The organism is Limisphaerales bacterium (genome assembly GCA_014382585.1).
GTDB lineage: Bacteria > Verrucomicrobiota > Verrucomicrobiia > Limisphaerales > UBA1100 > JACNJL01.
Genome location: JACNJL010000069.1, coordinates 1 through 19,164 on the forward strand (window position 1 = coordinate 1; position 19,164 = coordinate 19,164).

The window sequence follows — 19,164 nt, forward strand, 5'->3', positions numbered from 1 at the left end:
GCGCGTTGGCATACGCATCCACCGCAATCACCTCCACGCCGTAGCGCTGCAGCTCGATGACCACCTCCTTGCCCAACTCGCCCGACCCGCATAACAGCACGCGCCGCGCCTCGTCCGTAAATGGTGTTCCGATAGTGCTATCCATGAATGCGCAAATCCTACGATCTCCCATCGCCGTTGGCTACTGTGAGTTGTTCAGAGGACAAGCGCGTGCTCACGGCCGGCTGCGGCCGGCGTCGATGATATCCTGCAGTTCCTTTTTCATGCGGGCGAAGACCTCGGGGTGTTGCTCGGCGACGTTGTGTTTTTCCTGCACGTCTTTGCTGAGGTCAAACAAGGCGAATCGCGGAGCCGGTTGATTGGCGAGTTTGTTGGTGACGATGACGTTGCGTTTGCGTTTGGAATCGTGGCGCTGGAGTTTCCAGTTGCCGGCGCGGTAGCCGTAGTTGCCGCCTCGGCCGTTGTCTTGTTGCACGAGATGATCGCGACCTTTCGCGCCTTGTTTGCCGAGAAGCGCGCCGAGGAGATTAAAGCTGTCGGGCACGGCGGCCTGGGGCAGTTTCACGCCGGCGAGCGCGGCAAAGCTGGCGGCGAGGTCGATGGTGCAGACCATTTCCTCGGATACCTGCGGTTTGATTTTGCCCGGCCAATAGGTGATGAAGGGCGTGCGGGTGCCGCCTTCGAGCACGCTGTATTTGCCGCCGCTAAAGGGGCCGCCGGGTTTGTGATCGCCCATCTTCTCGAGTGCCTCGTCCTGGTATCCGTCGTCGCCCACGGGGCCGTTGTCCGAGCAAAACACAATAAGGGTGTTGTCGGAGAGCTTGAGGCGGTCGAGGGTTTTCACCAGCTCGCCCACGCACCAGTCGAGCTGCACGATCACGTCGCCGCGATAGCTCAGACCGGATGTGCCGCGAAAGCGCTCGTGCGGAATGCGCGGCACATGCAGATCGTGTGAGGAGAAAAACAGGAAGAACGGGTTGTCCTTGTTGGCCTCGATCCATTTGTTCGATTGCTTCACCCATTCGTCAGCCAAATCCTCATCGCGGAACCGCGCTTCCTTGCCGCCGGTGTAAAAGCCGATGCGACTGATGCCGTTGTGGATGGTGGAATTGTGCCCGTGGCTCCAGTCCATCTTCAATGTATGCCGATGCGTAATACCAGTGGGATGATCCGGGCTCGGCTTCATGCGCCCAACCCAAAGCGGATCTTTCGGATCGAGATTCTTCACGCGATGATTCTCCACATACACCTGCGGCACACGATCGTTGGTGGTGGGCAACAGGAAATTGTAATCGAACCCAATCTCGCGCGGGCCGGGCTTCAATTCGCCGTTCCAATCCGGCCCATCAGGTCCGCCCAAGCCGAGGTGCCACTTGCCGATCACCGCGGTCTTGTAGCCGGCCTTTTGCAGCAGGCTCGGCAACGTCTCCGGTCCCGGCTGGATCACCGCCGGACTGTTCGGCGGCGCGATGCCCGTGCCCTGCTGGCGAAACGCATACTTGCCCGTGAGAAACGAAAACCGCGTGGGCGTGCAAGTGGAGGCTGAGCAATAGCCGCTGGTGAACCGCACCCCACCGGCGGCGAGCCGGTCGATATGAGGCGTCTTCAAATTCTTCGGCTTCGCCCCGTAGCAACCGATATCCCCATACCCCAAGTCATCGGCCATAATGACGATGATATTGGGCTTGGTCGTTTCCTTGGCCAACCCGCTGAGGCTGCCGGTTACCAATGCGAACAGGAGAAACAGATGTCGAACTTTCATGGGTGCGGCGAGATTGCCTCAAACTTCTGGAGTCGTCACGATTCTTCTCCGGCATTCAGTCTTGGGGACGCACCGAATCGTGTCTAAACTTCAGGCACGGCAAATTTCATGCTCATCAATCCCGCCAACATTCAAATCACCCGGCTTGACGAGCATCTAGCGCATGTCGATACCGTGGGGCACTGGATCACCACCCAGTGGCCGGAGGAATCTTTGAGGGAGGTTTGCGACATGCTTTTGGATGATTCGAATTGTCCGCCCACCTTGATCGCCATGGCGGAAGACCAGCCCGTTGCGGTGCTGGCGTACAAACGCCATCCGTCCACGGAGTCTGATACCGACGAACTTTGGATCAATGTCCTGTACGTGACGCCAGATTGGCGGAAGCGCGGGATCGGAAGTCAGCTGGTCCGCGAAGGCACCTCCTTCGCCGCCACTCACGGCCCGAAGCCGTTGTTTGTCTTCACCGACATCCCTCAATTCTACGAACGCCTCGGCTGGCAACGGCACCGTTTTAACAAAGCGAAACAGATGCACGTGCTCAAGCACTCTTTCCACCGCAGCACGATCGGGAACACCTGAGTGACTTAATTTTTTTAGGCCACCGATTTATTTACGGGAGGCCCCCAGTTGCGGGCCGTTATCCGCCGGCATGGATTTGTGCCACATGATGCAGGCTTTCGTAAATTGAGCAACGAGATCCGGATGGTTTGCAGCACGGCTCTGAGTTTCGCCGCGGTCTGTTTCCATGTTGTACAACTCCGGTTCGGTGCCGTCGAATTCGCAGAGGAATTTCCATTTCCCGGCGCGCACGGCGAGGTCCGGTAAATCGTTGTCGCCGTAAAAGGCATCGCGATCAGGCGGACGGCGGAAATAAATCGGCGCCTTGCGCGAGGCTTCTGATTTACCAAGGAGCACCGCCGGCAGGGATTCGCCGTCGTAGCGCACGCCTTGGGGATGCGGCGCCCCGGCAAGGTCCAGCAGCGTGGGCACGAGATCGACGGCGGAAAATACCGAGTCGCGGTTCACAAAATTCTGTTTCGCCACCGGACCACCCCAGGCAATGAGCGAGGAGCGCACGCCGCCTTCGTAAAGGTGCGTCTTGAAACCACGAAAAGGGCCGGCCGATCCGGCGCCCTTCTCGGGCCCGTTGTCGGAGCAGACGAGCACGAGCGTGTTGTCGCGCAAAGTAGGGTCGTTGCGAATGAGCTCAAAGAGCCGACCGAGTTGGCGGTCCATTTCCTGCAGCACGGAATGATACAAGCCGCGCTTGCCGTCCGCCCATTGATCGACCGGCGGCCAAAACGGGCTGTGTACATCGTCCGGCCAAAGGTTGAGGTAAAACGGCTGCTTGGCCTTCACGGCTTTTTGAATAAACGGAATCGCTTCATCGACAAATCCTTCGGTGATCTTCGAGCGCTGCATCCAGCGCACCCCTTTGCCGAGCCGCGTGGCATCGGCCCATATCCGGCCGGGCTTATTCGGATCCTGTCCAGGCCGTAACGTGAGCGGCAGCAGCTTGGGCCCCATGCCCTCGAAATTGGTGAGCGACGCGTCGAAGCCGTACTCGGTGATCGCCGGCGCCTCGTCCACATCGCGCTGGCCGCCCATGTGCCATTTGCCAAAATGCCCCGTGGCATAACCGGCCTGCTGCAGCGAGCGCGCAAGCATCGGTGCCTTGGGATCGAGCCACTGCGCCATGCCGCGCCGCTCGTTCACTGCGCGATGCGCGAGGTACGAGGTGATGCGCCAGCGTTGCGGATATTGCCCCGTGGAAATCGCCGTGCGCGACGGCGAACAAATCGGCGAGTTCACGTAAAACTGCTCAAACCGCACGCCCTCTTTCGCCAGCCGATCAATCTGCGGCGTCCGGGCGTCCTTATTCCCAAAACACGAGAAGTCCCCCCATCCCATGTCGTCGATAAACACCAGCACCACATTCGGCGGCGCCGCAGCCAGCGGGGTGTGAAGGAAAAGCGTGAGGCAAAGAGCGAGGAGAGGTTTCATGCGCCGAGCGTAGAGGCATCGAAAACTGACTGCACGAAAAATACCGTCGTCATTTTCGCGGTGTATGCAGTTCGATGGGGAGATGGCGCTGATAGCGCTTGAAATCCTTGTCCTTGGTCATGATGGGCATTTGCCATAATGCGGAACAGGCACACAAAACAAAATCGGTCATTGAGCCTTGGACGCCCTTCCCTCGGCACTGATTGAACATGACGGCGGCCAATTCGAATACCTCGGTGTCCAACTGGCGATCCGGAAACGCCGCCACGGCTTCCTTCAACTTCTTAAATCGTTTTTCATCGCGAATGCCGCACAAAATCTCCATGCGAATGATGCCGACCATTTGCACGCTGCCATTTTCAATCAACTCACCCAACTCCCGCACTTGAGAGGACGGCTCATCACCCTCCTTGCGCAGCGCCTCGGACCAAACATCCGTGTCCACGATCACTTTCATTTGCGTTGCCGTTCGCGTTTGTAGTCATAATCAGGATCGTACTCAACTGTGCCAAACAGCCCCGTGATTTTTCGTTGCTCCTCACGCTGCACAAACTCCGCCAAAGCATGGTTCACGACGTCTTTTTTTGTGCGTAACCCGCTGATTTTTTTTGCCTTGGCCAGCAACTCAGAGTTCAACTCAATGTTTGTATTCATGTGCAAACACTTGCACAAAACATTGTGCAACACAAGGCGGGTTTTGATGGAATTTACCGCACCGCTCGCACGTCCTTTTCCCATTTAGCCAACAGCGCCTTCAAACGGGCGACATCCTTGGGGTGTTGGGCGCGAAGATCGGTTTTCTCGCCGAGATCCTTGGCCACGTCGTACAGCCATTCCTCGGTCTTCCCTTCGGTTTTGCGGACGTACTTCAGGTTGCCATCGCGAACGGCGGTCCAAGTGCGATCGCCGCGTTTGCCGCGCCAGTAGAGAGTGCGGGGCATGTCGGGCTTGCGGGCGGTGAGATGCTGCACGATGTCGAGGCCATCGAGTTGTTTGGGCGACACCTTGGCTTGGGCGAGGTTGAGAATGGATCGGGTGAGATCGAAGGTGGCGCAGACTTGCTTGCTCGTTTGGCCCGCAGGCAGTTTGCCGGGCCAACGCATGATGAGTGGCACGCGGATGCCGCCTTCGAGCGTCATGCTCTTGGCTCCGCGCAAGGGGCCCATGTTCGCCGCACCAGCGAAGCCGCCGTTGTCGGACACGAAAATCACCAGCGTATTTTGCTCGAGCTTGTGCTTTTTCAACGCCGCCAACACGCGGCCCACTTCGGAATCGAGATCCTCCAGCATTGCCACGTACGTATCCGCATCGGGCGTCATCCAGTTTTCCTTGGTCACCTTCTTGGCGGCATCCTTCGGGCCCTGAAACGGAAAGTGCGGGCACTCGTGTGAGACAAACAGAAAGAACGGCTGTTCCTTGTGGCGCGCGATGAAGTCCACGGATGATTCAGTGATGAGATGCGTCATGTACCCCTCCGAATGCACCGGCAACCGCCCGCGAAAGAGCACGTGCAAATCGCTCGTCTCCCGGTGATTAAAATAATGCACATTGCCACCGAGGTACCCGAAGAATTCATCCCAGCCATGCTCCATGGGATTGAAGCGCGGCTCGTAGCCGAGGTGCCATTTGCCAAACACCCCGCAGACGTAGCCCGCCTGTTTCAACGCCCCCGGCAACACTCCCTGCGCCGCCGGCAAACCCAACTGCCGTTGCGCCGCCAACCGAATGGCGTCATCGTACCGGCCCACGTTGCCCGTGCCGATGGCGCACTCCAGCCCGCCGGCCCGCTGCGGATACCGTCCCGTGAGCAGCGCCGTGCGCGTGGGGCTGCACTCCGTGCCGTTCGAATAATGCTGCGTGAACCGCACCCCCTCCTTCGCCAACCGATCAATCACCGGCGTCTTCGCCCGCGGATGCCCATAGCATCCGAGGTCCCCATAGCCCATGTCATCGGCCAAGATGAGGACGATGTTGGGCGGGGCGGCGCTGAGATTGAAAAGCGCACAGACTGTGACGAGAAAATAGAGAATTCTCCGCATCACTATCAGGAAAAATCTGCGTTAAATTTGTATTGTCCGCAATGACGGCATCGCCACTTGTAAATTGCAGGGTCACCCCCGGGCCCATAATTCTCCTTAAGCGAGCCGACAAAATCCGCACTCAAACTCGAGTCCCCAAATGCCGCGTGAAATGCCTCCAATGACAGCCCTTTTACATCTTCACGAGACGCATCTCCATGAAATTCACAGGCATCGTTGCAGCAAATCTGCCATTCCTCCTGTTGCCAACTAATGAATCCCGGTGTTTTTCGAGTCACCTCATCCACGATTTCAGAGGACAATTCCGCAACTGTTAACGGGTAATCATCACTAAATGTACCGTCGAATTTATCTGCGGCACTCCCATCGGCAACGCACCAAGGACAAATGTCCTCAATCTCCTCTTCCGCATAAATGTTGGGTGCGTATGTGAATCCCCGAGTTTGGCCACAACATTCACATTCGGCTTCACTGGGTTTCACCGCACCTGTGGCAATAGGGTCCGGATGATATTTAAAAGGTGGCAACATTTTCAACTCACCTTCTTCAAACGCGTAACCCGCCCTGTTGCGACCCATTCGGCGACGAGGATGTTGCCGTCGTTGTCGAAGCAGGCGTCGTGGGGATGAACGAATTTTCCGGCAACCCACGTCTCGGGTTTGCCGCGGTTGACCTTCTTCTGCTTCACCACGCCTTCGACATCATCACCGAGGCGGGCGACGACTTTATTGTTGTCGCCCAGCAAGGTCACGCGCGCGTGGAGCTCGGGCACGAGCAGGAGATTTTTGTAAGAATCCAAATTGGCGGGCAGCCCGTAGCCGGACAGGGTCTCGAGATATTTTCCGTCCAGCGTGAGGTATTGCAGGGTGTGATGGGCGCGATCGCAGACCACCACGCGTTCCTCGCGGCCCGGCCGGCGATCGATCCAGATGCCGTGCGGTGTGGCAAATTTCCCTTTGCCCTTACCCGGACCGCCAAACTTGGACACCCAGTTGCCGGCCTTGTCGTAGCGATGCACGTAAAACGAGCCGTAGCCATCAGCCAGTAGAAATCCGCCGTCGTTGAGGAAGGCAAAGTTGGTCGGCATAAACGCATCGCGCCCCCACCGCTTGACGCGCACTTTGTCTTCGTCCTTTTTGTAAACACCGCTGTCCATCGGTGCGTATTTTTCCCAAACCGTCTCGCCTTTGAGCGTGAGCTTGGCGAAGGCCTTCACGTTTTGGTAGGCGCACACGTAAAGGAACTGCTCCTTGCCCTCGGTGCGCACCTCGATGCCGTGGCCGCCGCCCTGAAATTGATTACCGAAGGCGCGAATGAATTTGCCCTTTTGGTCGAACACAAAAATAGACGGGTGATCCTTCAAGTTTTGCCGACCTTCATGAATGACGTACAGCAAGCCCTCGGCATCCACGGCCACATTATGGGTGGTCTGCCATGTGTACTTAGCCGGCAATTGCGCGAAGCCATGCTGCACCTCGTACTGGTGTTCCCCTTCGCCGATGATCACCTGCTTGGGAGTTTTATTGGCCAGCAACAGTTGTGGCATGGCGATGACGGCTGTCGAGGTGGCAAGAAATTGACGACGGGAATGGGGTGTCTTCATAGGTAAACGAGTTGATGGAGTTTACGCCGCAAGCCGCCGGATGCAAGGGCGGAGGTTTACTCGACCATCACTACCGGGAACGGGCTACCACTGGTTTGGACGCCGCCCCTTCGATAGCGCACTTTGGTCCATTGACCGGCGATGGGCAGGCGAACCTCCATCCAGTCCCACGCCTTGGGGAGTGCGGGTTGGAGGGTGAGTTGTTTGTCGGGGATGGAATAGCGCAGGCCAGCGAGGCCTTCGAGATAGAGTAGAATTTTGCCCGCGTTAAAGTTGGAGTACTGATCCCCAAACAAACTGAGATCACGCCGGTAAGCCTCGGGCGCCATGGGGATTTTCCACTGCGGATGATAGTTGTAATGGATAAGATGATTGAGCGTGAGTTCGGTGGCTTCTTTTTTGAGACGCTGGCGGAACATTCCGTCGAGGGTGAAGTAGGCGGTGTCGGGCGTGTAACCAAAGGCGTGATCGTCCTGTGATTTAAACTGCGCCATCGATTGCTTGGCCATGGCCAGTGGGAAGAAGGCGCCGTAGAATCCTTTGTCGCGGTTAAGCGCCCAGGCATGAACCATGCGCTTGGCGTATTCGTTTGGGAAATTCGGCGAGCGCATGGACCAGAAGGCGGTGGTCATGAGCATGCCGTTCTGGGGCGCGGCAAAATAGTTCGGCACGCCGTTGGCTTCCCAGCGTTGATCGAACATCAGTCGCACGTGCTTGGGATCATCGCGGCGCACGAGTTGGTTCCAGTGCGGCACATCGGCTTCATGACCGGTGAGGCGAGCCATCTTCACGAGCGTGTCGGCTACCTCAAAGGTGTTCATCGCAAACCCCGGCAGGCGTTTCTCGTACAGCTTGGCGAAGTGCCCTTCGTAGCAAGCCTTGAGAAACTGCACATCACCGGTGTGCTGATAAATCTGCCACGCGCCGAGAACGTGCTCGGAGGTTTCCACACCGTAAGCGCCACTATGCCAGCTGATGCCCTTGTTGTCTGAGAGCATCCGCAGGCCGTTGGGCGTTTCTCGGAAACGATTGTTCTGCGTGAGATGCTTCCAGGTAAGGACATTGCCATAAGCGTAACGGCTGTGATTGCGCGTCCAGGCGCCGACCTTAATTTGAAATGCCGCATCGTAACGGTGTATGCCGAGAAAATTGTTCACCGCCGTTTGCGTGTGCGGTTCCTGCTCCCAGCCTTTGCCGACCTCAATGTAGTACATGAGATAGAGCGACCACAGGTAATAGTAGATGTCGACATAGCGTGGATCAGGACAGCGAAACCACGGGATTTCGTCGTTGAGCTGGCGATTCATCTCAGCGGTCTTGGCGGCCTGCCACGGCTTATGATGCGCAACGATCTCGCGCGCGGCGCGGATGGCCGTGCCGCCATCATCGTGCATGGCCCAGGACACCACCGTACCCTGCGCATCGCACGGCACGGAGATCGTGTAATGCTGTACCCCGCGGTCGTCCTTGCGGGTGACAACGGCCCCAGACAAATCCCGCGACACGCTCAGCGCCGTGGTCATGCCCGAGTAAACACAGGGACCAATCCGTTCGCCGCGATTGGGGTCGGGCCGCGATTTCACCGTGCCGCCTTCCCGAATCACCACTACATTATTCCGCGCATCAAATCGAATGGCCGCGGTGGAGGTGACGCTCTTGCGATGAAAAAAACTGTGGCCTTCAAATCGCAACGTCACCGGCTTGGACGCCGTGATGATCGAGGCCGCCGCGTCATTGGCCGCAATGAATTTCTCCTCGCGAATCGTCACGCCGCCGACCTCATATTCGCAGATCATCTTATCCGGCCGCCAACGCATGCTCTTCGGTTTGGGATGCTTGAAGGTCTGTCCATCGACGATCACGCTGCCGTAGAGCACGCGGGTGTCCTTATAAAACTCCCAACCGTTGTAGTCGTTACCCTTGCCGGTGTGCTCCGTACCGGTCAACGCGCTGTCGAGCAGGCCCACACCGCGACTGCGCAGGTCGTGATGAAACGGATGCGTCAGGCCGATTGTCTCATCCTCCATCAACTTCCAACTCGCATGAAAGCCCCCGACATAATAGGCAAGATTGCCCGCCATGAACCCGTGCTTGCGCCCTTGAATTTCCTGCTCCAATCGCAGGCAGTAATCGGTGAACGCCGGCTTTTCACTGGCGAACCCCACCAAGGAACCCACCAGCAACAGCCCTAGGCCAAGGCCGCGGCGAATGAATGGCGAAATGGAGGGCATGGCGTTCGGCGCGCACTTGAGCGCGCGGCTTGGTTTCTATGGGAAAACAAACCGCGCGACAACATTTTATCCGATGGATGGCATTTATTGAAACGGCGCGGTATAACCCGCCCCCATGCGCATTGTGATGGATCGACTTCGATGGCTGCTCTTGGCTGTGTTTACTTTGAGCGTGACCGCGCTGCTCCCGGCCGCCGATCGTCCGAATATTGTGCTGATCATGGCCGACGACATCGGCGTGGAAGGCATCGGCTCCTACGGCGGCACGAGCTATCGCACCCCGGCGATTGACCGGCTCACGACACAGGGCATTCGGTTCCGCCACGCCTACTCCCAACCGCTCTGCACCAACACGCGAATCCAGCTGATGACCGGCCGGTACAACAACCGCAACTGGACTTACTTCGGCACAATGGATCCGAAAGCCAAGACCATCGGGCATTATATGCAGGAAGCCGGCTACCACACCTGCATCGCGGGCAAGTGGCAGCTGCAAAGTTACGATCCGCCGAGCTATCCAGGCGCGCACCTGCGCCGCGGCAAAGGCATGAAGGTCACCGACGCGGGTTTCGACGAGTACAGCCTCTTTCATTCCTGGCACACCGAGGACAAAGGCCTGCGATTTGCCCGGCCGACCACGTTTGAAAACGGTAAATTGCTGAATGACCTAAAAGGTAAATACGGGCCGGATCATTGGGTGGATTTCATCAACGACTTTATCCGCCGCAAGAAGGACAGCGACAAGCCGTTCTTTGTCTATTACGCCATGGCCCTACCACATCGACCGTTTGTGCCCACGCCGAACAGCCCCGACTGGAATAACGGCATTCCGCTCGAGAATGAGGACACCCGATATTTTCCGGACATGGTCGAGTACATGGACAAATGCGTCGGCCGCGTGGTGAAGCAGATTGATAACCTCGGTCTCAGCAAAAAAACGCTCGTCATTTTTTACAGCGACAACGGCACGCACCGGAAGATTACTTCGCAAACCACGCGCGGCCCTGTGGTCGGCGGCAAAGGCCGCGCCTCCGATGCCGGCACGCACGTGCCTCTGGTCGTGCGTTGGCCCGGACGCATCCGGCCGGGCCTCAACGACAATCTGGTGGATTCCACCGATTTCCTGCCCACGATCATGGAAGCCGCCGACCGGCCCATCCCCGCTCAGGCCAAGCTCGATGGCATTAGTTTTTTCCCGCAACTCCTCAACCGCCCTGCCGAACCGCGCCCGTGGGTCTTCTGCCATTACGATCCTCGACCCGGCTGGGATAAGGATCAGTTTCGTAAAATCCGTTTTGCCCGCGACAAACGCTTCAAGCTCTACGGCAACGGCAAGCTGTACGACGTCCCCAATGACAAACTCGAGCAGCGCCCCATCACGCAGGACACCCCGGCATCCCGCACCGCCCGCCAGCGGCTGGCCGCCGTGTTGCAAGCCCAGCCCAATCCTGATCCCGCCCCGCGCGATGGCGATCCGCGCGACACCGAGCAGCGCCTCTACCTCGCCGCCGGCGGTCAGCTCAGTGTATTTGCCGTAAACAAAACCACCGGCAAACTGGCGCCGCTGCAGCAGCTCGCGCTCCCCGGCGCAGGCCCCTTCACTTTCGCGCCCAACCGTGAGCTGATGTACGCCACCGCCAGCACGGATGTACCCAAGAAAAAAACCCCGACGATTGCCACGTTAGCAATTGCGGCGGACGGCAAACTGAAGCTCGCCCATCAAGCCGCCGTCAATTTGCGCCCCGGCTATTTGATGACCGATAACAACGGCGAATTTCTCGCCGGCAACCACTATGGCCCGGGCAAAGCGACGGTTTGGAAGATCGATCCGATCTATCGCGGCACCACCATCGGCGAACTGACCCTTGAGCAGCGCGCCCACAGCGCCGTCTTTTCGCCGGACAACCATTGGCTGCTCGTGCCCGCCACCGGCCCCAACAAAGTGTTCATCAACCAGTTCACCGCGCAGGTCGGCACCACCAAACCGCACAATCCCCCCTTCGCGCGCGGGCCTGCTGGCGACCACGAGGCGCGCCAGCCGCGGCATTTGGTGTTTCATCCTAATTTATCAATCGCCTACACCACCAACGAACGCGAGCAACCCGGCGTCGGTGCGTGGCAATGGGACACCGAGCAAGGCCGGCTCACGCCCATGCAAAACATCGTCACGCAACCGAAAGGATTCACCGGCACCATCACCACTGCCGATCTGCACCTGACGCCCAATGCGAAATATCTCTACATCTCCAATCGCGATATCACTGCGCGTTTTGAACCCACCGGCCGCGACAGCATCGTTGGGTTTCAGGTAGACCCGCAACACGGCCAGCTCAAGCTAATCAGCCATACCCCCTGCGAACGCGTGCCGCGCTCATTCACCATCGACAAACTCGGCAAGTTCCTCTACGTGGCCGGCCAAACCGACAACCGTCTCGGCGCCTACCGCATCGAACCCAACGGCACACTCAAGAAGATCGCCCAATACGAAGTCGGCAAAGGCCCCATCTGGGTGGAAACACTTTCGTTGCCGAAATAAACCGTCCGCCCATCAGAACGTCTTACCCTGCATGTTGGCGCGGCATTCTTTGCGGTTGCGTTCGAAGCGTTCGAGTTGCTCCTTGAGGCGCGCATCCGCCTCGGCGATCAATTTTTGATCCCCCTTGGCGCGGTCGATGGACTTCGTATGATTCTGGCGCGCCATCAGCTCGAAGTGGTCCAACCCGGCAAACCGTGCCTTGTACACGTCCTGCACATCTTCCGCGTCGATGGCATCGAGATAACGCATCATCACCGTGCGCAGTGCCGAGGCTTTCTCGGGCATGGACTCGATGAGATTGGTCTGCTCCGCATAATCCGTCTTCACGTTGAAGAGTTTCTGCTCGCCGCTCAGGTGATGCTCCATGAATTTATAATCGCCCAGCCGGATCACCGTCAGCGGGGGCGCAAAGTAGCATGGATAATGGAACACAAACCCTTCCCCCGGCCGTTTGACCGTGGCGCCATTGCCCTTTTCAAACACGCCGCGCAGGCTGGCGCCATCCAGATCCTTCGGCAGCGGCTGCGCGCTTTTGGCATAATCATGTAAGGTCGGCAGCAGATCCCATTGCGCCACCGGCACATCGCATTGCGCGCCCGCTTTCACTCCCGGCCCGGCCACCACGAACGGCACGCGCAGGCCGCCCTCATAGAGATTGGCCTTCCCGCCGCGCAACGTCCCATTGGGCCCAAGCCCGCCGCCGTTGTCGGACGTAAATAGAATGATCGTGTTGTCGAGCTGCCCCGTTTTCTTTAACGCCGCCACAATCGCGCCCAGGCCCTCGTCGCATTCCTCGAGCATCGCCGCGTATTGCAGACGCCAGGAGCTGATCACCTTGCCCTTGGGCATTTCATCAACCGGTAGATAATCAGAGTCCGTTAGGTATTTCCCGCGGGGCAGCTTGCGGTATTTCTCAATGAGATCCGCTCGGGCCGCATGAGGAACGTGGACGGCGTAGTGTGACACCATCATCAAAAACGGCCGCTTACCGCTATGCGCGTTGACAAAATCCACCGAGCTTTTCTGGAGCGACGCCATGCGCTTCGGATTATCCGGCGGCAACTTCGTGCGGTTCTTCAGGCTGATGTAATCGCCGTGAAAATTCCCATTGTCGCCATGGGGCTCAAGCTCGTCCGTGACATCGTAGCCAATCGTTTCCATCCGCTCATTGCCCATCCCCTTGCCGAAATGCGCGGTGATATAATTTGGATCCGCCGCCTTCACCACATCGGCCAGCGACGTTTCATTCTTCCACTCCAGCTTGCGTTGCAACGCCAGCACATCATGCACAAACGTGTACCCGAGCCGCCCGGGCGTTTTGCCGAACTGAATGCTCTTGCGCGACGGCGTACAGGTGGGGGCCGGCGCGTAGGCGTTGGAAAACTTCATGCCGCGTTTGGCCAACGCCGCCAGATGCGGGGTCTGGTGAAAGTCACTCGCCGAATTCGGATCGCTCTCCATCATCCGCACCGACGTATCCGCCCAGCCCAGATCATCGACATAAAAGATCACAATATTCGGCCGTTCGGCCGCCATTAATGCAGCCGCACAAAACAGTCCGGCGAAGATTAAACAATAGTTTTTCATGGGTTCGATTGGGTTACTTATTTAGGAACAACTCACTGGTGATGATTTGGCGCAGGAGATCTTTCAGACCGGCTTGTTCGCCGAGGGTGTGTTGGACGATGCGATCAATCTCGGGGCGATCGCCGGCTTCCATGGTGCGGCCGGTGGCATAGGTGAGCAGCTTGGCGGTGAGGTTGCGGGTGAAGAGGTTGGGCTCGGCAATCATGATTTGCTTAAGGCCGCCGACATCGGTGAAGTCTTCGCCGTTGGGCATGCGGCCGGAGGAATCAATGGTGTGACCGGATTCATACTTCACACGCCAGGCGCCCACAGCGTCGAAGTTTTCCAACGCGAATCCAAGCGGATCGATTTTCTTGTGGCAATCGTTGCAGGACTCCACGGTCCGGTGTTTGGCGTAGAGTTCGCGAATGGTTAGCTCGCCGCGGGCGTCGGGTTCGGGAACTTCGACCTCGGGCGGCGGATCCTTGGGCGGGGTGCCGAGCAGGTTTTCCAGAATCCAGATGCCGCGGACGACGGGCGAGGTGTCGACGCCGTTAGCCGAGGCGGTGAGCACGGCGGCTTGACCCAGCAGTCCACCTCGTTTGCGTTGGCCGGCTAATGAAACTTTGCGGAATTGAGCGGTGGTATCGATCCCGTCCGCGGCCAACCCGTAATGTCGGGCGAGGTTGGCGTTGAGAAAGGTGAAGTCGGCGTCGAGGAAGGTGGTGGGCGGCAGGTTTTGATCGAGCGCATGCCGGAAGAAGAGCGTGCTTTCCTTGACCATGGCCTCAGCAATTCGGTTGCGGCGGAACTCGTAAAACTTCATGGGGTCGGGCGCCATTTCGACCGTGTTGTCGAGCTTCAGCCAGGCCCAAAGAAAGGTGTCCACAAATTCATCGGAACGAGGATCGGCCAACATCCGGTCGAGGTGGCCGGCAAGCACCTTGGGCTCGCGCAGGCGCCCGGCCTGGGCATCAGCCAGCAAGGGGGCATCGGGCATGGTGTTCCAGAGAAAATACGAAAGCCGGGAGGCGATGGCGTAGTGATCCAGCGCCCCTTCGGGTTCGCGTAGGTAAATGAACCGCGGAGAGCACAGAATGCCTTCGATGGCGGTACGGATCCCCTCGGGGCTGTGCTTGGCCAGTGCCAAATACGGGGCAATGTCTTCATCGGTGACGGGCCGGCGAAAGGCTCTTTCGGCGAAGCGACGCACCACGGCGGCGGGATCTTGATCGGCTTGACCGTACACGCGTTGGTGGGCCTGCGGAGGCCATTGCGCGTAGTGCGGGCCGGTCTCCACGATGCTGTGGATGACGATGCGCGGTCCGTTCACTTTCTCCAGCGCATCGATGAGCAGCTTACCGTAGCGCCCGTTTTGCTCGCGCCGCGGCAATTCACTGAAGGCGTCGAAATTGAACTTCGGATCGGCAATCTCCAGTAGATCGCGCGTGCCCCAGTAGCCGTTGCCAAACCCCACCTCGACACGCCAGCCTTGAGGGAGCCAGAGGCGTTTCTTGATGGTGACACGCCGGTTGTCGGGCAGATCCTCGGCGTGGACCAGCTTGCGCGGGCGCGTTTGAATCTGCGATTTACTGTTCGGGGCGGTAACGTAAACCTCAAAGCGGTGCAGATCCTCGGCGAAATAAACCGGGTAATCGTTGCGCTTTTGTTCCCGCAACTCCTGGGCGAAATTGCCCCGGCCCTTGGATTCCACGACGAAGCTAAACTCATACCAACCGTCGTGAGCGGCGCCTTCGCGGCAGTTGATAATGGTCTGCCCGCGCGGATCGCCCGGGGCGCGTTCATCGTTCTTGGAGAGCACGAGATAATCCCGTTCGGGATCATTCGCCTGAGCCTTGTAATTCAACGGACGCCCTTTCACGTCGTTGGGTCGATAGGTTTTCGCTTCCGGCCGCTCGTCCGGAAAGGTCGCGCGATCCACCGCCGCGCGCGCCACTTTTAAATATTGGCGCAGGAGGAAGTCCGACATTTGCAGGGTCTCGCCCAGGTTATCGAAACCCTCTTCCTTGTCGTCGGCCGGAAAGGCTTCAGTCGGGTCTTCCACCGAGAGATCCAGCCCGAGCAAATCCTCCAGCGTATTGCGGTACTGGGCGCGGTTAAGCCGGCGCAACACCACCGGCTTCCGATGCGCCGGTACGGCCCCGAGTCGGGCCGTCAAGGTCTTGAGAAAAGCCGCCGTGTCAGCCGCCTTGGGTTGCGGCTCATCGTCGGGCGGCATTTCGCCGAGGTCCAATCGATCCGCGATTTCCCGCCAGACCTCGACATTCTTTGCGTCCGCCGGATTCCAGGCCAACGTATCGAGCCTGAGCTTGCCCTTTTGTTTCTCGGCACCATGACACTGCACACAGTGAGCCTTGAAGAAGGCAACTGGACTCGCGATGACCGACAATGGGCCGGACAATAGCAGAAGCGGGACGACCCATTTCATGGCTAGATCAACCCGGTCAATGTGCCTTGGCTGCGGTTGAAGTAATCCTGCTCGGCCCCCATGCGTTGCAGCATGCTCAGGTACAGATTGCACAAGGGCTGCTTGCGCTGGCCGTCGAGATGCCGACCGTGCTGATAACCGCCGCCGGCCAGAAGCATCGGGAGATTGTCGTTGCTATGACGACTGCCACTGCCGAGGCCGGAGCCAAACAGAATCTGCGTGGAATCCAGCATGGACGTGCCGTCGGCTTGTTGGGTGGCCTTGAGTTTGCCAATAAAAGTGGCGATGTTTTCCATGAGGAATTGCTCCACGATGGCGAGTTGATCCAGCCGATCCTTGCGTTGGCCGTGGTGGGACAAGGTGTGGTAGCTCTCGCTCACCGCGTCGAGGCCCCAGTTGCAATTCGCCACATCCATGGACACCACACGGGTGGAATCGGTCTGCAAGGCGAGGAACATGAGATCCAGCCAGACGCCCACCAGATTGCCGCCGGTGTTTTCATCACGCGACCCGGCGCCGATTTTCTTCAAGGCCGGATCCTTCACCTCAGGCTTCGGCCGATCAATCCATTGCTCGGCCAACTCCAGTTTCTTCTCCGTCTCGCGGATGGACGTGAAATACTCTTCCAACTTGTGCCGGTCTTCCTGACCAAGTTGTTGTTTGAGGCCCTTGGCATCGCTGAGCACAGCGTCCAAAATACTGCCGCTCGAACCGAGGGCGGCGCGGTCGAACTTCTTTTTGTCCGCCGAGTCATCCTCAAACATGAGCCGGAACGCGTCGCTGGGTTTCACCACCGCCGGCACACGCACGCCGGTTCGGGTAAAGCTCATACCTTGTCGCCAGAAAACCAGCGACGGATAGCGCGTGTTATGCCCCACCAGCTCGGCCGCCCGTTGGTCGACCGAGAGGTTGCCGTCCGGATACCCCGCCCGTTCGGTGCTCAAGACACCGCTCAACAACGCGTGGTTTGCCGCGTGACCGCCGCGCACGCTGTGGTCGAAATTGGAAAACGCCGTGAACTCGTTCCGATACTTGGCCAACGGCTTCAAGGTCGGCGACAGCTTGTAGTCCGGCCCGGTCGTGGTGGGATGAAATTTATCGACCACCATGCCGAAGGGCACCGTGACCACCGCTAGCCGGGGCGATTGGCTTGCCTGTTCCACCGCCCGCGCCGAACGCGGTAGGAGGGATTCCATCATCGGCAACGCAATACAGGCACCGGCGCCTTTGAGAAATGTTCTGCGTGGGAGTGAACTGCTCTTCATTGGTCAGCCCGCAGCTTGGACTGATTCCGGCCAAAACGCAATCCCATCGGCGAGGCCGCCACAGCCATTTTATTTCCGAAACCGCCGCTCCACGTGGCTCCCCAGCAACGTACCCAACGCGTCGGCGGGTTCCCTGCTGAAATGCACATTTTTGCCGGCCCACCAATCGGTGTAGAGGCCGCCGGCGTTGGCCTTCACGAACTGCCACTGATCGCAAATCGTAATCTCTGGATGGCGCGCGATCACTTCGGCGGCCCACGGGTTGAGGTATTTTTGCATGACCCCGGCGGTGCGGGCGGGCGCCTTCCCGTTGGCGTCGAGCGCGCCAGCGGGCTCGAAGCCGTTGGGCACCGGACAGGTGGTCACCCAAATCAGCTTCGCCTTGGTTTTTTTCAGCTCAGCAATCACCGTTTCCAGGTTGGCCTGATAGTTGGCCTGATCATTTCCACTATCCCAATGACCGTGATTAAAACTGATCACATCCCAGTGCCGGCCGGGTTGGTCGTAGGCTCCAAGCCAGTCGATAATGTTCTTGGCGCCTTTGGCGGATGGCCCGCAATTGGTGGGCGGATGATGCAGGTTAAATTTCCCGGCCAACGCCGCGCGCAAACCCCGGTCATAATTTCCGGAGATCGAATCGCCGATGAACAGGTAGCGCGGCAGCTTCGGATCATCCAACGCCGCCTGATCGCCGATGGGCTGCAGATGAATCTGATCGGCCACCAGCACCTCGCCCTGTTTCCGCCCGATGACCGTGGCCTTGTTAATGAACGGGTTGCAGTCCTTCACGGTCAGCAGATTGTAAAGCAACGCGCTGGTCTGCCCGCCTTTCTTCAGGGAGATTTCATACTGCGTGCCGTTGATGGATAGCGTGCGCGGCTTGGCCTGGAAATCCCAGCGGCCAATGAACCGCAAATCCTCCGGCGTCGCCAACTGCTCGCGGGAGGGCTTTTGGTTGAAGTACAATTCCAGCCCATCCTCCGAGAGCCAACGCTCCTTCTTGGCCTCCTGCAAACTCTGCTCGAGCAACCGCCCGCCGCGCGAGCGCTTGATGCCCATGATCGGGCCTTCGGGCACAGCAAACGAGATCACCTCTTTCGACGAATGAATCTTGTACTCCAGCCGGCCCTTCGTTAACCCGCTGAGCAAACGCGTATTAGCCACCAACGCCACCTGCGTCTCCGCCGTCCAAGTCACCTCAAACTGCCCCGCCTCGTTGCGGACATACATACCCTGCTGATCGCGCGGAATGATGAGGCCGGAGAGCTCCGTCACCGGCTGGGCACACACCAGCGGACTCACCCAACCCAGTTGGATTGAAAATAGAAGGCCCCTTAGGAAACGTAAATTAAGCATCACAACAAGCCGCAGGATGTCGCACCTACTTCACCTTCGTCACATACGCATAAAACGCGCCCATGGGCACGCCTTTGGCGTCGGTGAACTTGGCCCATAGCTCGTCGCGGCCGGGCTTGAGCTTGAGGTTGAAGGTGACGCTTTTGGCGTTGGGCTTCACGGGCAGGGTGAGTTTTTGGCCGCCCAGCTTGAGGTGGGCCTTAACGGCGGCAAAGGGTTTGCCGTCCACGGCGCGAAACGGGGTGACGCCCGGCACATCGGCGCCGGCTTTCATGGAGGCGGTGATGGCGGCATCGGCTTCCTTGGGCCAGCGACGGAGTTCAACGGTGTAGTCGCCGGCGGTTTTTACA

General features: G+C 58.7%; 16 protein-coding genes. 2 read left to right on the forward strand and 14 right to left on the reverse strand.

Annotation, left to right across the window (positions count from 1 at the left end):
• Both purT and H8E27_15810 read right to left on the reverse strand, forming a co-directional pair.
• Positions 1 to 145 (reverse strand): phosphoribosylglycinamide formyltransferase 2 (gene purT, locus H8E27_15805; GenBank protein ID MBC8327082.1); only part of this gene is annotated, 145 nt, incomplete at its 3' end.
• Between the two features lie 69 nt (positions 146 to 214).
• Positions 215 to 1,762, reverse strand: a complete 1,548-nt coding sequence (locus tag H8E27_15810) for a sulfatase-like hydrolase/transferase (protein ID MBC8327083.1) — start codon at positions 1,760 to 1,762, stop codon at positions 215 to 217.
• 108 nt (positions 1,763 to 1,870) lie between these two features.
• Between H8E27_15810 and H8E27_15815 the strand changes: the two genes are divergently transcribed.
• A complete protein-coding gene (locus H8E27_15815; GenBank protein ID MBC8327084.1) occupies positions 1,871 to 2,344 on the forward strand; it encodes a GNAT family N-acetyltransferase in 474 nt (157 codons plus the stop codon).
• A 27-nt stretch (positions 2,345 to 2,371) separates the two neighbouring features.
• Here the strand turns inward: H8E27_15815 and H8E27_15820 are convergent, their stop codons facing one another.
• From H8E27_15820 to H8E27_15850, 7 genes are read right to left on the reverse strand one after another with little or no spacing between them, the layout of a single operon-like run.
• On the reverse strand, positions 2,372 to 3,769 hold the full coding sequence (locus H8E27_15820) for a sulfatase-like hydrolase/transferase (GenBank protein MBC8327085.1): 1,398 nt from the start codon (positions 3,767 to 3,769) through the stop codon (positions 2,372 to 2,374).
• Between the two features lie 49 nt (positions 3,770 to 3,818).
• Positions 3,819 to 4,226 (reverse strand): PIN domain-containing protein, encoded by a 408-nt coding sequence (locus H8E27_15825; GenBank protein MBC8327086.1) that lies wholly within the window; start codon positions 4,224 to 4,226, stop codon positions 3,819 to 3,821.
• Positions 4,223 to 4,423, reverse strand: coding sequence for a type II toxin-antitoxin system VapB family antitoxin (locus tag H8E27_15830; protein ID MBC8327087.1), 201 nt, complete (start codon positions 4,421 to 4,423; stop codon positions 4,223 to 4,225). Before H8E27_15830 ends, H8E27_15825 begins: the two co-directional genes overlap by 4 nt.
• Positions 4,424 to 4,476: 53 nt before the next feature.
• On the reverse strand, positions 4,477 to 5,808 hold the full coding sequence (locus tag H8E27_15835) for a sulfatase-like hydrolase/transferase (protein ID MBC8327088.1): 1,332 nt from the start codon (positions 5,806 to 5,808) through the stop codon (positions 4,477 to 4,479).
• 5 nt (positions 5,809 to 5,813) lie between these two features.
• Positions 5,814 to 6,338, reverse strand: coding sequence for a CbrC family protein (locus tag H8E27_15840; GenBank protein MBC8327089.1), 525 nt, complete (start codon positions 6,336 to 6,338; stop codon positions 5,814 to 5,816).
• Positions 6,339 to 6,340: 2 nt separating this feature from the next.
• Positions 6,341 to 7,411, reverse strand: coding sequence for a hypothetical protein (locus tag H8E27_15845; GenBank protein ID MBC8327090.1), 1,071 nt, complete (start codon positions 7,409 to 7,411; stop codon positions 6,341 to 6,343).
• A gap of 56 nt (positions 7,412 to 7,467) precedes the next feature.
• Positions 7,468 to 9,642, reverse strand: a complete 2,175-nt coding sequence (locus H8E27_15850; protein MBC8327091.1) for a hypothetical protein — start codon at positions 9,640 to 9,642, stop codon at positions 7,468 to 7,470.
• A 115-nt stretch (positions 9,643 to 9,757) separates the two neighbouring features.
• On the opposite strand from H8E27_15850, the gene H8E27_15855 reads away from it, so the two are divergent.
• A complete protein-coding gene (locus tag H8E27_15855; GenBank protein MBC8327092.1) occupies positions 9,758 to 12,178 on the forward strand; it encodes a sulfatase-like hydrolase/transferase in 2,421 nt (806 codons plus the stop codon).
• Positions 12,179 to 12,190: 12 nt separating this feature from the next.
• Here the strand turns inward: H8E27_15855 and H8E27_15860 are convergent, their stop codons facing one another.
• The 5 genes from H8E27_15860 to H8E27_15880 form a co-directional block, all read right to left on the reverse strand.
• Positions 12,191 to 13,765, reverse strand: a complete 1,575-nt coding sequence (locus H8E27_15860; GenBank protein MBC8327093.1) for a sulfatase — start codon at positions 13,763 to 13,765, stop codon at positions 12,191 to 12,193.
• 13 nt (positions 13,766 to 13,778) lie between these two features.
• A complete protein-coding gene (locus H8E27_15865) occupies positions 13,779 to 16,193 on the reverse strand; it encodes a DUF1592 domain-containing protein (protein ID MBC8327094.1) in 2,415 nt (804 codons plus the stop codon).
• Positions 16,194 to 16,195: 2 nt separating this feature from the next.
• Positions 16,196 to 17,392, reverse strand: a complete 1,197-nt coding sequence (locus H8E27_15870; protein ID MBC8327095.1) for a DUF1552 domain-containing protein — start codon at positions 17,390 to 17,392, stop codon at positions 16,196 to 16,198.
• 135 nt (positions 17,393 to 17,527) lie between these two features.
• Positions 17,528 to 18,760 (reverse strand): SGNH/GDSL hydrolase family protein, encoded by a 1,233-nt coding sequence (locus H8E27_15875; protein MBC8327096.1) that lies wholly within the window; start codon positions 18,758 to 18,760, stop codon positions 17,528 to 17,530.
• A gap of 79 nt (positions 18,761 to 18,839) precedes the next feature.
• Positions 18,840 to 19,164, reverse strand: a 325-nt coding sequence (locus H8E27_15880) for an N-acetylgalactosamine-4-sulfatase (protein ID MBC8327097.1), incomplete at its 5' end; no start/stop codon positions are given.

Excerpts from the sequence above, each read along its gene's own strand:
- H8E27_15820 (MBC8327085.1), bottom strand. The coding sequence starts at position 3,769 with ATGAAACCTCTCCTCGCTCTTTGCCTCACGCTTTTCCTTCACACCCCG.
- H8E27_15825 (MBC8327086.1), bottom strand. The coding sequence starts at position 4,226 with ATGAAAGTGATCGTGGACACGGATGTTTGGTCCGAGGCGCTGCGCAAG.
- H8E27_15815 (MBC8327084.1), top strand. The coding sequence starts at position 1,871 with ATGCTCATCAATCCCGCCAACATTCAAATCACCCGGCTTGACGAGCAT.
- H8E27_15865 (MBC8327094.1), bottom strand. The coding sequence starts at position 16,193 with ATGAAATGGGTCGTCCCGCTTCTGCTATTGTCCGGCCCATTGTCGGTC.
- H8E27_15810 (MBC8327083.1), bottom strand. The coding sequence starts at position 1,762 with ATGAAAGTTCGACATCTGTTTCTCCTGTTCGCATTGGTAACCGGCAGC.
- H8E27_15835 (MBC8327088.1), bottom strand. The coding sequence starts at position 5,808 with ATGCGGAGAATTCTCTATTTTCTCGTCACAGTCTGTGCGCTTTTCAAT.
- H8E27_15840 (MBC8327089.1), bottom strand. The coding sequence starts at position 6,338 with ATGTTGCCACCTTTTAAATATCATCCGGACCCTATTGCCACAGGTGCG.
- H8E27_15860 (MBC8327093.1), bottom strand. The coding sequence starts at position 13,765 with ATGAAAAACTATTGTTTAATCTTCGCCGGACTGTTTTGTGCGGCTGCA.
- H8E27_15855 (MBC8327092.1), top strand. The coding sequence starts at position 9,758 with ATGCGCATTGTGATGGATCGACTTCGATGGCTGCTCTTGGCTGTGTTT.
- H8E27_15870 (MBC8327095.1), bottom strand. The coding sequence starts at position 17,392 with ATGATGGAATCCCTCCTACCGCGTTCGGCGCGGGCGGTGGAACAGGCA.
- H8E27_15850 (MBC8327091.1), bottom strand. The coding sequence starts at position 9,642 with ATGCCCTCCATTTCGCCATTCATTCGCCGCGGCCTTGGCCTAGGGCTG.
- H8E27_15845 (MBC8327090.1), bottom strand. The coding sequence starts at position 7,411 with ATGAAGACACCCCATTCCCGTCGTCAATTTCTTGCCACCTCGACAGCC.
- H8E27_15830 (MBC8327087.1), bottom strand. The coding sequence starts at position 4,423 with ATGAATACAAACATTGAGTTGAACTCTGAGTTGCTGGCCAAGGCAAAA.